The sequence below is a fragment of the Methanohalophilus halophilus genome (assembly GCF_001889405.1).
GTDB classification, from domain to species: domain Archaea; phylum Halobacteriota; class Methanosarcinia; order Methanosarcinales; family Methanosarcinaceae; genus Methanohalophilus; species Methanohalophilus halophilus.
This window is the reverse complement of sequence record NZ_CP017921.1, coordinates 1,649,439-1,664,372: the sequence shown is the minus strand read 5'-3', so window position 1 is coordinate 1,664,372 and position 14,934 is coordinate 1,649,439. Positions and strand designations below refer to the sequence as shown.

Here is a 14,934-nt window from a genome sequence, read left to right as displayed (position 1 = left end):
CACACATGGAAATTAGATCAGCCCTTTCACGACCCATTGATATGGATTATCCGGACAACCGGATAATCATTTATCTTTCTACTGTGATATTTATTGCATCTATCTCATATCAGATTCTTTCAGGAGAACGTCTGAATGAAGCGATTATATGGGCTGGTAGGTCCGCTCTTTCTATCTTTTTTGCCTGGGCAATTACAAAAGAGATTGATCCTGATAACCCACATGCAGCATTAATTGCTGCTGGCCTGTGCGTTTGTTGCCTGCTATTTCTAGAGAGTCCATTTATATTACCCCTTGTATTGCTCTTATTCCTTTTTAGAATTACAAACCGGATCTCTGGAATAATACCTACGCTGTTTGACAGTATACTGATCCTTCTTACAGGCACATACCTAATATATACAGGAAACTGGATACAAGGGTTGTTGATGAGTTTTGCTTTTTTTATGGATACCAGACTAAATGAACCCATAAAAAGACATTTCATTTTTGCTTTTATTTGCCTTATTATCAGCCTTTTTGTACTTTACAGAAGTAATATCGAAATCCTTTTTCCATCACAATACCAGATTTTTATTTTACTGCTATTAATTGTGTTTTCCATTGTAAAGATTATAAACACTGGAATTCCCCGGACTTTATCTGATGTAAAATCAAAACCATTGTCAAAAGAAAGAATAATTGCCACCCGTATGATTGCGCTTTTAGCTGGCTTGCTGACATTATTTGGAGGGCTAAATTCATTTATTTCAATTTTTCCCCTATGGACAGCAATTGGTGGATCAACTGTATATTATATAATACAAAAAATAAAATGAGGAGCAATTGGTTTCAATTATCCAATCAAAATAATCAGAAATATTCTCACATCCCTTCTGGTATTTTTGACAATTGGGATCACGATAACTGAATTTTTTGCAGATACGGTTTATTTTTCTCTTCTTCTGGGAATACCTGCAGGTTTGGTTGCAGCAATCATAGTTCTGGTTTACCTTCAAATAAAGCATACGTAAGGAGAATGGAATTGGTCAAAATACGCTGGACAGAAGGCCTTGATGGTTTTGATGAAGTTTATCAGGTACGCAAAGAGGTATTCATCGGCGAGCAGGACATCCCTGAAGAACTTGAAATTGATCCAATCGCCACACACATAACGATTTTTGATAAAAATAAACCAATTGCAATCGGCAGGTTGTTTAAAAAAAATGATATGTTTTACATAGGCAGGGTATGTGTGATTTCCAATTCCAGAGACCGGGGATTTGGGAGATTGGTAATGAAAGAATTGATCAAGAAAGGAAAACATGAAGGTGCAATTGAGATGCACTTAAGTTCCCGGATTCGGGCGATGGGGTTTTACAAAAAATTTGGCTTCTGCGAATATGAGGGAATACATTATGATGCAGGAATTGCTCATATTGGATGCGCATTTGTATGGTAGAATAGCAATCAAAATAACAAACAAATAAATAATATTGAAAATATAGAACGTGTCGCATGCATTTTCGATTATTGCTTTTAGTAAGTATCATCATTTTATTGATTCCATTGGGTAGTGCAGATCAAAATCCAGAGCAAATGCAGAATCATAGTGACTGGATATTGCTCAAGAATTCCCATATAAATACAGATGAAGCAGGTTCTACTTTCCATACCCAATCAGTCGCTCCTTTCGAAAAAGGATATTTTATAGTGCAATTTAAGGGAATAATCCAACCAAAATGGCAAGAGGAAATCCAAAACATCAGTCGCATTTATGGTTATATCCCTGAAAATGCTTATGTTCTCTATCTTAATGATACAAAAGCCAGTCACATAAAGGCACTTCCCTATTTCAAATGGATGGGTGAAATAAAGCCTGGATATAAAATTGAACCCGGAATAAGGAAAATAAAGGGAAATATCACACTCAATATCAAATTTTACAGAAATGATAAGGCCCTGTATACAACGAAAAATATCAAAAAAATGGGAGGAATTGTGCAATCCGGCAATTCCAGATTATTGCAAGTACATATTAATTCCTCACTTATTGATTCTATTGCTGCTTTAGAAAATGTTGAGTGGATAGAAAAGCATCATCCTCCTGTCATCTTAAACAATAATGCCTCCAAAATAATGAATGTAACAACCATTCACCAAAACTATAGCCTTACCGGATCAGGACAGATAATAGGAATCTCAGACACTGGATTGGACACCGGTATTAACGATGAATCAATGCACGATGATATAGAGGGACGTATCATCAATATCTCCTCGTGGGGAGATGAAGATGCCTCGGATACCCATGGTCATGGTACCCATGTTGCAGGTTCTGCACTGGGCAACGGTTTCCTTTCTGGAGGAAAATATAGCGGTACAGCCCCTGCAGCAAAGTTGGTTTTCCAGGCAATCGGAGATGAAAACGGCAATCTCACTGGCCTCAGTACCTCAGAAGACTTATTTGAACTACTCAGTTTTGCCTATACCAAAGATGCAAGAATTCACAGTAACAGCTGGGGAAGTGAAGAAAATTCCTATACTTCCTATTCACAGGTTGCAGATGAATTCATGTGGAACCATTCGGACATGTTGGTATTGTTTGCCGCTGGCAATGATGGTGAAAATGGAAATTACACTGTGGGTTCGCCGGCCACCGCCAAGAATATCCTCGCAATAGGTGCCACGGAAAATCTGAGACCTGAAAAAGGAGACTTGGGGGATGATCCAGATGAGATTGCTTCTTTCAGTAGCCGGGGACCTACCGCTGATGGAAGGATCAAGCCCGACCTTGTGGCTGCGGGTACCTGGATAATCTCCACCCGTTCCAGCAAAACTAATAATGATTCTATTTTCTGGGAACCACTCAATGACAGTTATGCCTACATGGGTGGTACCAGCATGGCAACACCGCTTGCTGCCGGTACGGTTGCTCTTGTAAGGCAGTATTATATGGAGAACCTATCCATAAACCCAACCGCTGCATTGCTCAAAGCAACCCTTATCAATGGCGCTGATGATCTTGGTTACAATCGAACAACACAGGGATGGGGACGGATCAATCTCACTGCGTCTCTTTTTCCACCAGCACCTGCTGAGGTGACATATTATGATAATATATCCCTTAATACCGGTGAAACATGGCAGACAGAAAAATATGTTAAATCAAACCAGACACCTTTTAAGGCAACTCTTGTGTGGACAGATCATCCAGGAGCCATTGGTGCGGATCAGGCACTTGTGAATGATCTGGATTTGACGATTATGAATTCCAATGGTACTGTCCTGTATGGAAATGGTGGGGAAGGGGCAGATCGAATCAACAATGTTGAACAAGTTCTGATAGAATCTCCTGAAAAAGGAACCTATAGAGTATGTGTCAATGGGACAAGTGTCAATCAAGGCCCTCAGGCATTTTCACTAGTGTTTTCCGCAATTATTGATAGTACAGCTCCCACAAGCGTCAGTAACCTTAATGAGACCGCCGATGGCGTTACATGGATCAACTGGACCTGGACAAATCCGGATGATACTGATTTCAATCACACAATGATATATCTTGATGGTGAATTAAAAGAAAATGTATCCAATGAATTTTACAATGCTACTGGCCTGTATCCAAATACCACCTATGAAATCGCCACACAAACGGTTGATGTGAATGGTAACATCAACACAACCTGGCAAAATGATACTGCTACTACAAAAGAAGATACCCTGCTTCCCGTGGTTTACTCCGCATCCCTGAACAATTATACACCGGCTATCGATGAAACGGTCACCTTGAATGTCAACGCCACTGATGCAGAAAGTGGTATAGGAAATGTCACCGCTTTTACGGATGGAACGGCACCGTCAATTCCCCTGGATTACAACACCACCTCCGGAAATTATACTGCTACCTTCAATGCTGAATATGGCCAGCACAGTGTAAATATTTCTGTGACAGATAATGCCTCCAACACTCACTGGGATAACAGTACTTCTTATGAAGGGAAAGATGTCACCACCCCTATTATCGCTTCGGTAATTCTTGATAATTACATCCTTGATATTGGGGAAGATATTGCTTTGAAAGTCAATGTCAGCGACAACATCGGTATTATGAATGTCACCGCTTACAACGGTTCGATGTCTTCTCCTGTAGAACTTACATCGAATGACAATGGCAACTATACCGGTATACTAATCTCAAAAACAGGCCTCAATACAGTAAATGTCTCAGCTACCGATAACTCCGGTAACACTGGCTGGTATAATGATACTTTTTACATTGCAGGAGATGATGAAAAACCCGTTATCAATAATATAAGCATTGACGCTCCGACTCCTTTTGTTGATGATCCGGTAATAATAAAGGTCAACACAAGTGATAACATCGGTATTATGAATGTCACCGCTTACAACGGTTCAATGTCTTCTCCTATAGAACTGACTCTGGATACAGGCGACAACTATACCGGTACACTAATCGCAAATTCTGGTACCAATACCGTAAATATTTCGGCTACTGATGCTTCTGGAAATACAGCCTGGAATAATTCTACCATCTATGACGCTCAGGACAAACCAAGTGATTCCAATGACGAAAAAGGAAGTAGTGGAGGAGGCGGAGGTTCTGCAACAGGTGAAGACTATTCAAACATAAAATACAAGGATTTTTCCATTAGATCAGTCAAAGCCGAAATACCCACCATATATAATTTCGAAGAAAAAGGAAATCTTGTTGGCAATATTGACCTTATATCATCTAGAAATAGCGGGCAGGTCAAATTAATCATCGAAATTCTGAAAAACACTTCAACACTAGCAAATAAGGCACCAATTGATACAGTATACATGAATTTCAATATTTGGGTAGGCAGTAGTGGATTTGAAAATCACATCAGGAATTCTTCAGTAACTTTCAAGGTGGAAAAGGAATGGATTACGCAAGAGAATATCGACATAGAGAACATTCATCTGGAAGTCTTTGAAGACGGTCAATGGATTGCACTGCCAACAGAATATATCGATCAGGCTGGCAATTATGTACATTTCAAAACTGCTACCGATAAATACCTCAATTCACCATTTGTAATTGCAGGAAGCAAAAAGATATTAAAATCCAATACCAAAAATGAGAATGTGATTGCTGAAACTAATAACTTGAATACACAAAAAACAGACACAAATGAAAGTGTCAATAATGTATCAGGAAAAGCAGAGAAAAATGCATTGGGTCCAGAAAAAATAATGGACAAAATGCTTCCTGCATGGATTTTGATAATAGCTTTTATTGTAAGAAGAAAAATTGAATAAAGAATACGAACCCGTTATTTAATAAGATCACATATCCTTCTGACTATTCTGGTAATAAATCATATTCTCAACACGTTTGCGTTCAGAGATATCATAGAACAACACCAAAGTACCCAGTAGTTTACCTGCTTCATTACGAATGGGAGAGCCAATTACATCTACAGGAATCTGGGTTTTGCTTTTAGTAACAAGCACTGTATGACTTCCAAGGCCGTAAAACATACCTTCCTTCATGACTTTCTGGATTGGATCATCGGCCTTTTCACCAGGAACTTCATTCTCAACCACAAATACTTCTGACAAAGGCAAACCAATTGCTTCATCCTGATCCCAACCGGTTAGAGCTTCTGCAAATGGGTTAATGAATTTGACCAGGCCCTCTTCGTCTGTTGCAATTACTGCATCCCCGATACTATTGAGCACAGCAGTAAGCCATTTCTTGCTTTCTTTGAGCCTGCGTTCCATTTCATATTTGTATAACGCAATTTCTATGTTTGTACGTAATTCGGACTCTTCAAATGGCTTGAGGATATAACCAAAAGGCTCCGTGAGTTTGGCCCTTCGCATTATATTATCATCGGCATAAGCCGTAATATAAACTAAAGGAATATCATAATTGATTTTTATGAAATGGGCAGCTTCTACACCATCCATACCATCTTTGAGCATTATATCCATGAGTATAAGATCCGGCAGGTCATCCTCACAGGATTTCAGTATGTCCAGTGCTTCACTACCACTGTAAGCAGGAATAATGTCATAATCATTCAATAGATAAGCCGTAAGTAATTCGACATTATCAGGCTCATCGTCGACTACAAGAATTTTTGTCCTTATCCCCTCATCTGTCATATTGACACCTGGTTATTATAGTTCCGTCTGAACAGTATTTATCAAGTGAATTTGAAAAACTTTTGGTATTTGATTTTGTATATACATAGTTAGGGAGGGTTATATATAATGATTACTGATTAAAATCAGCAGTCAGCCTATTACATTCATATTAGATACCCATATTGAAGGGGTAATAATACTACCAACAATCCGGACATCATCTCCGGCGCCTTTCACATTTCTGAGCAACTCAAAAATATTGCCAGACACCATAAGGGACTTGATCGGTTTTTCTATCTGGCCATCCTTAATCACAAAAGCATTACGAGCTTCCACTGAAAAATCTCCGGAGATCGGGTTTGCAGTATGTGCACCTATTACATTTGTAACAAATACTCCATCTTTTATCTCAGAAATTATGTCAGAAGCTGGATGTTCAAAAACAACATTGCGGGTACCAACGCTTGGAGTGGAAGAATAGGAACCTCTTACAGCATTGCCGGTACTGGACCGTTCTTCCTTACCAGCAGTATAGGAATCATAGATGTAAGATTTGAGTAAGCCATCTTTGATTATACCGGTGGATTGTGAAGGAGTACCCTCATCATCAGAAATCGAAGATGCAATCCCTCCATTCAGGATACCATCATCAGTTATTGTAAGACCTCTGGCTGCAATATCGGTGTTCAATTTTCCTGTTAGGCTGGATCTGCCTTTCTGTATATTATCCGCTTCTATTGAAGATAAGAATGAAGATTCCATTATGTCCGAAAAGGCAAAGGGATGAAATACGACATCCTTCTGTCCACTTTCCACAGAAACACCATTTTTGCAGGAATTGGCCAGGTTTGCGGCTTCTTTCCCGATTCCATAAAAATCAATATCCATATCCCGGGATATACGGAAATCGTATGCAGTAGATGGAATATCGGAAGTTGTGATCACATCAATAAAACCCGATACTGCAGTGCCCTTTTCCTCAACTTCAACACCGTTAGTGTTCATGATAAGCTGGTTGGAAATCATACGAGAAAAAGAACCTGAAGGGGCTATTATATCGCTAAAAGAACAAACACCGTCAATCATTTCTTTTGTCAGGGAGATGCAATCTTCAAGCTCAAGTTCATTTACCTTTTTACTGAAAATGCCATTTACAGCAGGATATTTACCATTTGAAGGCAGGTTTTTCCAATCTTCATCTGAATCGCGTACCTTTGCCATTGCAATCGCACTTTTCACAGTTTCCTCAAGCCGATTGAAAATGTTAGTACTTGCAAATCCCACTGCACCATCTTTAACAACCCTTATCCCCAATCCCTGGCTTTGTTGATTCCTGGCACTTTCAATAAGGCTGCGACGGACACTTGCAGAAGTCACTTGGTTTGCTGAGATGAAGACCTCAGCCTCATCTGCTCCATATTTGTTGGCAAATTCAAGGACTTGGTTGCCAATATCGTAATTCTGCATTACTGGACACCTCCCACAAGGGCATCAGAAATGAGAAGATGGGGGGAACCGTCCGATACCGGAATTGCCTGACCGCTTTTGCCACATCTACCCGAATGCATTTTAAGATCATTTCCTACCAGTAAAACATTTTTCAGGATTTCCAGAGTATTGCCAGACAGGGACACATCGCGCACAAGATCTCCGATTTCCCCATTTTCCACAATATAGCCTTTCTCGGCATTGAACTGGAAGATTCCTTCACCTGTATTAACCTGTCCTCCACGGGTACCCGCAAGGTATATTCCGTCACCCAGTTCTTCCAGCATTTCATCAAGATTTGAATTTCCGTTGTCAACATATGTATTACTCATTCTGACAACAGGTGCAGAGTATCCCTGACTGCGACTGTTACCTGATGCGCCACCGAGTTTACCTGCGGTTTCCCTGGAATGTAGATATGAATTTAATACTCCATCCGTGATAATATCTGTTTTATGAGCTTTCATTCCCTCTGCATCAAAGGGATAGTAACCGAACTTATGAAGTGTAGGGTCATCTATGATATTAACAAGTGGTGAAGCGATTTCTTCACCTATTCTATCTGCTAGAATTGAACTTCCTTCCAGCACCAGATCGGCTTCTGAAGCATGTCCAACCGCTTCATGGGCAAATACCCCGGCAAGTTCCGGGTCAAGAATTACAGGACCTTTGCCTCCTTTTGCCTGGCGGGCACCCAGCAAATCCACAGCTGTCTTTCCGGCAGATTGTGCCTTTTCCAGAATTCCAGGGTCACGGAACATTTCATAACCGCATACGTCAAAGTTGCTTTCTCTTCCTACCTGATAGGCTGCACCGTCTGAAGCAATGGCTGAAATTGCAAACCCTACTCTAGTAAGTTCATATTCGCAATCCGCACCTTCAGAATTTGTATAATGAACCTTAAAGGTAGATTCAGAGTATGATGCAGATGTACTGCTAATTCCTTTGCATGAAGCATTATTGGAAAGGTCTTTCAACAACTCAACCTTTTCTTCAACCGCAACATCCCGGGGATTTTCCTTTATAGACGGCAGATTGTCAACATTGGGTTCACAGTAAGATGCAAGAGTTACTTTTTCTCTTGGACTGTGTTTATTCACATCAGAAGCCAACTCTATAGCTGCTTTTATTGCAGCATCAATACCATCGACCCCTTCAGATGAAGTATAACCCCAGGAACCGCCACAAAGAGCACGTACCCCACAACCATTACCATAGTTGGTATTTATGTCCTCTACTTTCCCGTTGTCGAGAAGGATAGAAGTTGATTCTCCCTCTATCCACCTCACATCATGAAATTCTGATTCTCTCATTTACTGGATTCCCTGTAAGTATTGTTTAACTGGGCACGGATTCAGGAATTTCCAGATCAACTTTCATATCTGTCAGCTCCTTGAGTTTATCCCGAATTCCTTCCTTTTTGGTGCCCACAAGACTGTGCTCTATAACTTCGGATATTGTTTTGACAGGAATTATTTCAACCTGATCCTTGTAAGCTTCTTCAATCAACACATCATCCTTATTAGTCCAGGGTATAATAACTTTTTTAATTCCACCCTGGGCTGCGGCTTCGATCTTGTAGGTTACACCGCCCACCGGCAATACATCGCCTCTTACAGACAGGGAACCTGTCATCGCAACACTCTGATCAATAGGTATACCTTCAATGGCCGAAATTACGGCCGTTGCAATGGACACAGAAGCACTGTCTCCCTCAACTCCTTCATAGGTACCGACAAACTGGATATGAATATCCCTATTCATTATATCCTGGCCTGTCACCTTTTTGATCACAGCTGACACATTAAGAACAGCTTCCTTAGCAATATCCTTGAGCATACCGGTGGCAATTACTTTGCCTTCAGCATGTGATTGTGGAGGAGTTACTTCTGCCATAATAGGCAAGACTATTCCGGAATCTCCTCCCATTACAGCAAGCCCATTGACCTTACCGACAGCAGCACCTTTCTTGGAAAACAACTGGTAATCTTTTCTTCTTTCCAGATAACTGTCAGCAAGTTGTTGTTCTATGGAGCGTGCCATTTTCTTGGCTGCAAGTACATGTTTTGCAGAGGTGATCTTTGTGTCTTCAGCATGTGCAATATCTCCTGCTACTCTCACAAGTCCTCCAAGATCACGCAATTTCAAAGTTAGATGGCCTTTTCTTCCGGCCCGCCTTCGAGCTTCCTGAATGACTTCATCAACTGCTGACTGATCAAAATCAGGTATATGTCCGTCCCGCTTAACTTCCTGTGCCACGAACCGAACAAGATACTTGCGGTTATCAGCAGTGTCTTCCATGGATTCACGCATGTAGAGCTCATATCCATAACCCTTTATACGTGACCTGAGTGCAGGATGCATTTTTTCCACAGCATCCAGATTACCTGCAGCTACCATTATAAAGTCACATGGAACCGGTTCTGTTTTCACAAGGGCGCCGGAACTGCGCTCTGACTGACCTGTAATCGGATATTCTTTCTCCTGGATTGCCGTAAGCAGGCTTTGCTGGGATTCAATCCTGAGGGTGTTGATCTCATCAATGAAGAGTACACCTTTGTGGGACTTGTGAATATCTCCACTCTCCACCCTGTCATGAGACGGGGTTTCCAGTCCACCTGACTGGAATGGGTCATGCCTGACATCTCCGAGAAGGGCTCCTGCATGGGTACCGGTGGCATCAATATACGGAGCATTATCCTGTTCATAATTTGAAACCAGCATCTTTGGGATCATCATTTCTTCTTTTGGCATAAATTGCCTGCTAAGAATAAGCATCATTATAGCTGCAATGATACCCCAGAGAAGTTGACCCACATAGAAAGAATACATCACAATACCAAAAATAAGGAACATCATCAACATGTTCCTTGATTGGGATTTCTTTCTGGCCTCCATTTTATGAGCCATAACAATCTCCCTACCTTTTCCGGCAGGAACGGTACGAATACGTGGATTGTTGTTGTCTTCAACATTGGGATATGCAAGGATATCCTGCAGTTCCTCCTTTGGAAGCAATTCAGCCATTGCCTTTGCAAGCATGGATTTACCGGTACCAGGAGTACCGATCATCATCACATGTCTCCTCTGACTTGCAGCTTTCTTGACAACCTCCACCGCATGATCCTGACCAATGATCTGGTCGATCAATAGTTTAGGCACTTCGATGGAACTGGTGGTGTCAAATGATTCTTCCAATTCCTCATCTTTAGAAGCCATTTCTTCCGCCATAGTTTACTCACGTTTAAATCAATATTAAAAGTTCACAATTTCTAGAGTCTATCAAAAGTATATAATCAGTAGATTGGTATAATGCATGAAATAAACTCATTCCTGATAAATATATTTAACCGTTCAACCTGTCCTTTTCGGGAAAATTTGTCTGGCATGTTGTGACAATTATATTTACCTATTTTCAGGCTCATAACATGATTACAATAAACATAAAGTGCAGGAAATTTGTTAAAAGGAAGAAACACTCTATATATAAAGACTTGTATAGTAATCAGCGGTGTGCCAATGGAAAGGTTATCTACAGGAATTCAAGGTCTTGACAAAAAGATTGGTGATGGATATCCGGGAAAAAAAGGGATTCTTATCACCGGTGCCCCCGGATCTGGTAAAACTATTTTTGCAATGCACGCAATAAACCAGGCATGCGAATATGGGAAAAAATCTGTTATAATGGCAACAGAAGAGACTGAAGAGGATATTACCGAACAGGCAAAAATGTTTGATTTTCCTTTTGACGAATATATAAAAAACGGTTTACTTGAAGTTGTAAAAATACTGGAAATGAGAAGTCGGAACGTAACTAAAGCTGCTGAAATGATAGATGGATTGAGTTTAAAAGAGGTTGACCTCATAAGTCTGCCTGAAATGATACCTTATGATGCCGAAGTAATAGTAATAGATAATATCGGAGTTTTCGCAATTGGTTTAACAACACGGGAATTTCGTGATCAGTTTGATACATTAAACCTTTTACTTTCACAAAAAGATGCAACAACACTGTTTGTGATGGATGAAGCTGCCCACCAGATGACCCATGAGGTCGCAGATTACTCGACTTTTGGAAACATTAAGTTACTGGTAAAGGAAAATCCCTACACTGGGAAAATGGAGCGTTTTATTTTCACACCAAAGATGAGAAATACAGCCATTTCCCTTGACCCTATTCCGTTTGATATTACATCAAAAGGCATAGATATAAAGGGCAAAAAAGATACTTGATAGCCCTTTTTGTTAAAAAGATTTATTAGCCAAGTATTCCTAACGTAACACAGAAAATATGGAAAGCGAAATCACACCCAAAATACTCATAGTGGATGATGAACCACAAAATCTGGATTTAATGGAAGCATACCTCTCTCAATTATACGAACTTACTCTGGCTAAAAGTGGAGAGGAATGCCTCCAAAAAGTGAAAGAAAAGGAAATCGATCTTATTCTTCTTGACATTATGATGCCGGGCATGAGTGGCTATGATGTTGCTAAATCTCTAAAAGAATCACAAAGTACACGCCATATCCCGATCATAATGGTAACTGCATTGTCTGAAAAAGAGGACCGCATTAAAGGTATTGAAGTTGGTGCAGATGATTTTCTTACAAAACCTGTAAATCGGGTGGAGCTTCTAACCCGTGTAAAGTCATTGTTGCGCATCAAAAGTCTTCATGATGAGCTGGTGACTGAAAAAGAACATCTTAAAATGCAAAACCACATTCGTAAGGTTTTGACCTCAATTATTCCCTCACTACTAAGTAGTGCCCCACCCGAACAGAAGAAAATAATCATTCGTCAAATGGTTGATATGGTGGAAGATATTGTACGTAGTTCATGCACTGGTTGTGAAGGAGAAACTACAGACTCACAAGATGTAGCCGAAATTTGCTGTAAGGCTATGAATCAACTGGGAGCCAGTTATTTTGTGGACGGTGACGGTGACAAAAACGGGTGTTCGATCATAAAAGCACACAAGTGCCCATGGGGAGAAGAAAGTAAAATAAACCCCATAATGTGTAACCTCACTACCGGAGTTTTCTCAAAAATGGTTAACGGAGTCACCGACGGCGAAGTTAACGTAAATAAAACAATGGGCAATGGGGACGACCATTGTTGTTTTGATATCTGTATAGAAAGAGAATGATAACTCATTCTCCTTTGAGTTCCAGGATACGAATTGCCATATGAGCTGCATTTGCCCCGTTATCAATACCAACAGTCGCAACCGGTACACCCGGTGGCATCTGTGCTGTGGATAATAATGCATCCAGTCCCCCAAGCTTGGCACCCACAGGCACCCCGATTACAGGTTTGCCAGTCTTTGATGCTATCACGCCGGGAAGTGCGGCGGAAAGTCCGGCTATCGCAATGTAAACGAAAGCTTCGTCCTTACCTACATATTCATCCAGTTCATCGGGATTGCGGTGAGCAGAAATTACCTGTACATCATAACTGTAATCTGTGTTGTCCAATACATTGGTTACACGATTCGAAATTGCCCGGTCCGATTCAGATCCCATTACTATTGCAATATCTACCATTTTTGTACCTCTTTTCAGGGAAGATTACCTTCGCCGCTTAATTCATGTTGCCTTTCTATATTCATCTGTATAAGGAGATTGAAAATCTGTTTTACCACAGTGGAGTCTAAACCTTTTTCAGTAGCAATATACACAGCTCTTTCTATTACCACATCATTTTGTGTGTCGTCATTGATAGGAAGATTGGCCTGGTGTTTGTATTTTAAGATATCATCTGCAAATTCAACTCTTTTTGCAATGAGTTCCACCAGTTCCCTATCAATATTCTCGATCTCCTGTCTTACATTTTCGATTGTCATAAAAACCAACAGTTACCTGGTTTAAATTGCCCCTTCATTATTGATCTTTGTCCTTATCACATTTCCGCCCGTACTATTTTTTTTCCAGGCTTTTGCAAGTTTGTCCAAAGCAGAGCTATCTCCCATTGCCACATATGCAGGACCGGTACCAGAAAGGGTGACACCTTCAATGCCACTTTCAAGGGCTACCATCATTGGTTTGGTATCAAAACCCAAAGCACCACAGTAGAGAAAACCATTTAATGTCATTGCTTTCTCAAATTCCCGATGGATAACAAGGTCATAAGCCATGTCTATCCAGGGTCCAATTAATTTTGATCCTGTTACGTCAGTCTCCGAACTATATGCCTTTTGAGGAGGAACAAAAACAAGTACTTCACTGTTTTTCTTGATGCGTTTGAAAAGAATATCTTCTTTGTTATCAGTTACTACCACACCACCAAAAAAAGATGCACAGGCATCATCGAAAGCCCCTGTGATTGTCACTCCGGATTTTTTAGCAGCTTCGACCCCTAATTTTACCATATCCAGGGGTTCCATTGATTCTTTTATGGCATCCAGAGTAGCAATAATAACAGCGTTAGCAGCAGCACTGCTGCTTTTTAGTCCGCTTGCATGAGGAATTTCACTTCTTGTTTGTACCGTGCCCTGCATTTTCAAATTAAACAGGTCAAGAGTTATACCAACTGCATTCTCGATCAGAGTGGTATCCATATCCCCATTTTCTTCAATGATGCCTTCTATAGGACCATCACCCTGTGATAATTCAACCCTGGCAAATGTCTTGAGGTCCAATCCAAAAGCTGCACCTTTCCAGGTAGAAATTGCATTGAGGATGGTGCCTGCACCCAACGCTTGCCCATATCCTGTTACAGTCATGAAAAATCTCTCCTTCTATCAGAGTTGCTGTTCAAACATTTCTTTAAGTTTACTAATATCAGCAATAATTGTATCCCGCTCTAATTCAACGGGATTTTTCTCCCTGCTGTATTTATCCGTCAACTTGTCAATAAAATCAAGTTCAACATGAGCAGAAGTAAATTCCGGCCTGTATGAAGACAAATCTTCAAGTGGTATTACTGCAACACTTCCCTTTGTAGTCTTTTCCTCCAGTCCTTTAACTACAAGTGAATAATTGAATTCCAGGAAACCATATGTACGAGCCAGGTTCCTGGATGTGTCCTGAACCTGTTGTGCCCGTTTTGCATTCATACGCCGATAGGCAGCAGTTGAATCTTTATATTCCAGAAAACAGACCCTGTTTTCCCTCCACCAGACAGCATCATATTCTGCAAGAGTGGATGAATTGCGGGAAGCCAGAACATTGAACAATACACCATTTACATCCGAAATGTCCAGATTTTGTCGAAAATCGTATTCAGATTCTACAATATCGGGTCTGGTACGCAGACTGTAAGGCTCTTGTTTTCTAAATTCCAGCATAGATGGAAATAAAGCTACCTTTTATTTAAAATTGATCAAGG

General features: G+C 40.5%; 13 protein-coding genes. 5 read left to right on the top strand and 8 right to left on the bottom strand.

Annotation, left to right across the window (positions count from 1 at the left end; all coding sequences use genetic code 11):
• Positions 1–5 precede the first annotated feature (5 nt).
• From BHR79_RS08590 to BHR79_RS08580, 3 genes are all read left to right on the top strand, one after another.
• On the top strand, positions 6–818 hold the full coding sequence (locus BHR79_RS08590; RefSeq protein ID WP_072561940.1) for a hypothetical protein: 813 nt from the start codon (positions 6–8) through the stop codon (positions 816–818).
• Between the two features lie 206 nt (positions 819–1,024).
• Positions 1,025–1,441, top strand: a complete 417-nt coding sequence (locus BHR79_RS08585; protein ID WP_169818162.1) for a GNAT family N-acetyltransferase — start codon at positions 1,025–1,027, stop codon at positions 1,439–1,441.
• A 137-nt stretch (positions 1,442–1,578) separates the two neighbouring features.
• Positions 1,579–5,283, top strand: a complete 3,705-nt coding sequence (locus tag BHR79_RS08580; RefSeq protein WP_072561938.1) for a S8 family serine peptidase — start codon at positions 1,579–1,581, stop codon at positions 5,281–5,283.
• A gap of 27 nt (positions 5,284–5,310) precedes the next feature.
• Here BHR79_RS08580 and BHR79_RS08575 read toward each other — a convergent pair whose 3' ends face one another.
• The 4 genes from BHR79_RS08575 to lonB form a co-directional block, all read right to left on the bottom strand.
• Positions 5,311–6,135: an ATP-binding response regulator gene (locus BHR79_RS08575; RefSeq protein WP_072561937.1), complete on the bottom strand. Its 825-nt coding sequence runs from the start codon at positions 6,133–6,135 to the stop codon at positions 5,311–5,313.
• 132 nt (positions 6,136–6,267) lie between these two features.
• Entirely contained in the window at positions 6,268–7,584 is a 1,317-nt protein-coding gene (locus BHR79_RS08570; protein WP_072561936.1) for a TldD/PmbA family protein, read from the bottom strand.
• Positions 7,584–8,918 (bottom strand): TldD/PmbA family protein, encoded by a 1,335-nt coding sequence (locus BHR79_RS08565; protein WP_072561935.1) that lies wholly within the window; start codon positions 8,916–8,918, stop codon positions 7,584–7,586. Before BHR79_RS08565 ends, BHR79_RS08570 begins: the two co-directional genes overlap by 1 nt.
• A 25-nt stretch (positions 8,919–8,943) precedes the next feature.
• A complete protein-coding gene (gene lonB, locus BHR79_RS08560) occupies positions 8,944–10,836 on the bottom strand; it encodes an ATP-dependent protease LonB (protein ID WP_072561934.1) in 1,893 nt (630 codons plus the stop codon).
• Positions 10,837–11,124: 288 nt separating this feature from the next.
• On the opposite strand from lonB, the gene BHR79_RS08555 reads away from it, so the two are divergent.
• Together BHR79_RS08555 and BHR79_RS08550 are read left to right on the top strand one after the other, a co-directional pair.
• Positions 11,125–11,838 carry an ATPase domain-containing protein gene (locus BHR79_RS08555; protein WP_072561933.1) on the top strand — a complete coding sequence of 238 codons (714 nt, stop codon included), beginning with the start codon at positions 11,125–11,127 and terminating at the stop codon, positions 11,836–11,838.
• Between the two features lie 58 nt (positions 11,839–11,896).
• On the top strand, positions 11,897–12,754 hold the full coding sequence (locus BHR79_RS08550; RefSeq protein WP_072561932.1) for a methanogen output domain 1-containing protein: 858 nt from the start codon (positions 11,897–11,899) through the stop codon (positions 12,752–12,754).
• Positions 12,755–12,758: 4 nt separating this feature from the next.
• Here BHR79_RS08550 and BHR79_RS08545 read toward each other — a convergent pair whose 3' ends face one another.
• From BHR79_RS08545 to BHR79_RS08530, 4 genes are read right to left on the bottom strand one after another with little or no spacing between them, the layout of a single operon-like run.
• Positions 12,759–13,151 carry a 5-(carboxyamino)imidazole ribonucleotide mutase gene (locus BHR79_RS08545; protein ID WP_072561931.1) on the bottom strand — a complete coding sequence of 131 codons (393 nt, stop codon included), beginning with the start codon at positions 13,149–13,151 and terminating at the stop codon, positions 12,759–12,761.
• A gap of 14 nt (positions 13,152–13,165) precedes the next feature.
• Positions 13,166–13,450 carry a chorismate mutase gene (locus tag BHR79_RS08540; RefSeq protein ID WP_072561930.1) on the bottom strand — a complete coding sequence of 95 codons (285 nt, stop codon included), beginning with the start codon at positions 13,448–13,450 and terminating at the stop codon, positions 13,166–13,168.
• A 21-nt stretch (positions 13,451–13,471) separates the two neighbouring features.
• A complete protein-coding gene (locus BHR79_RS08535; RefSeq protein WP_072561929.1) occupies positions 13,472–14,329 on the bottom strand; it encodes a shikimate kinase in 858 nt (285 codons plus the stop codon).
• Positions 14,330–14,347: 18 nt separating this feature from the next.
• Positions 14,348–14,893 (bottom strand): hypothetical protein, encoded by a 546-nt coding sequence (locus BHR79_RS08530; RefSeq protein WP_072561928.1) that lies wholly within the window; start codon positions 14,891–14,893, stop codon positions 14,348–14,350.
• Positions 14,894–14,934 lie beyond the last annotated feature (41 nt).

Bases quoted from the DNA above. Each gene is read 5' to 3' on its own strand.
- BHR79_RS08575 (WP_072561937.1), bottom strand. From the start codon at position 6,135: ATGACAGATGAGGGGATAAGGACAAAAATTCTTGTAGTCGACGATGAG.
- BHR79_RS08540 (WP_072561930.1), bottom strand. From the start codon at position 13,450: ATGACAATCGAAAATGTAAGACAGGAGATCGAGAATATTGATAGGGAA.
- BHR79_RS08555 (WP_072561933.1), top strand. From the start codon at position 11,125: ATGGAAAGGTTATCTACAGGAATTCAAGGTCTTGACAAAAAGATTGGT.
- BHR79_RS08530 (WP_072561928.1), bottom strand. From the start codon at position 14,893: ATGCTGGAATTTAGAAAACAAGAGCCTTACAGTCTGCGTACCAGACCC.
- BHR79_RS08590 (WP_072561940.1), top strand. From the start codon at position 6: ATGGAAATTAGATCAGCCCTTTCACGACCCATTGATATGGATTATCCG.
- BHR79_RS08565 (WP_072561935.1), bottom strand. From the start codon at position 8,918: ATGAGAGAATCAGAATTTCATGATGTGAGGTGGATAGAGGGAGAATCA.
- BHR79_RS08580 (WP_072561938.1), top strand. From the start codon at position 1,579: ATGCAGAATCATAGTGACTGGATATTGCTCAAGAATTCCCATATAAAT.
- lonB (WP_072561934.1), bottom strand. From the start codon at position 10,836: ATGGCGGAAGAAATGGCTTCTAAAGATGAGGAATTGGAAGAATCATTT.
- BHR79_RS08550 (WP_072561932.1), top strand. From the start codon at position 11,897: ATGGAAAGCGAAATCACACCCAAAATACTCATAGTGGATGATGAACCA.
- BHR79_RS08545 (WP_072561931.1), bottom strand. From the start codon at position 13,151: ATGGTAGATATTGCAATAGTAATGGGATCTGAATCGGACCGGGCAATT.
- BHR79_RS08535 (WP_072561929.1), bottom strand. From the start codon at position 14,329: ATGACTGTAACAGGATATGGGCAAGCGTTGGGTGCAGGCACCATCCTC.
- BHR79_RS08570 (WP_072561936.1), bottom strand. From the start codon at position 7,584: ATGCAGAATTACGATATTGGCAACCAAGTCCTTGAATTTGCCAACAAA.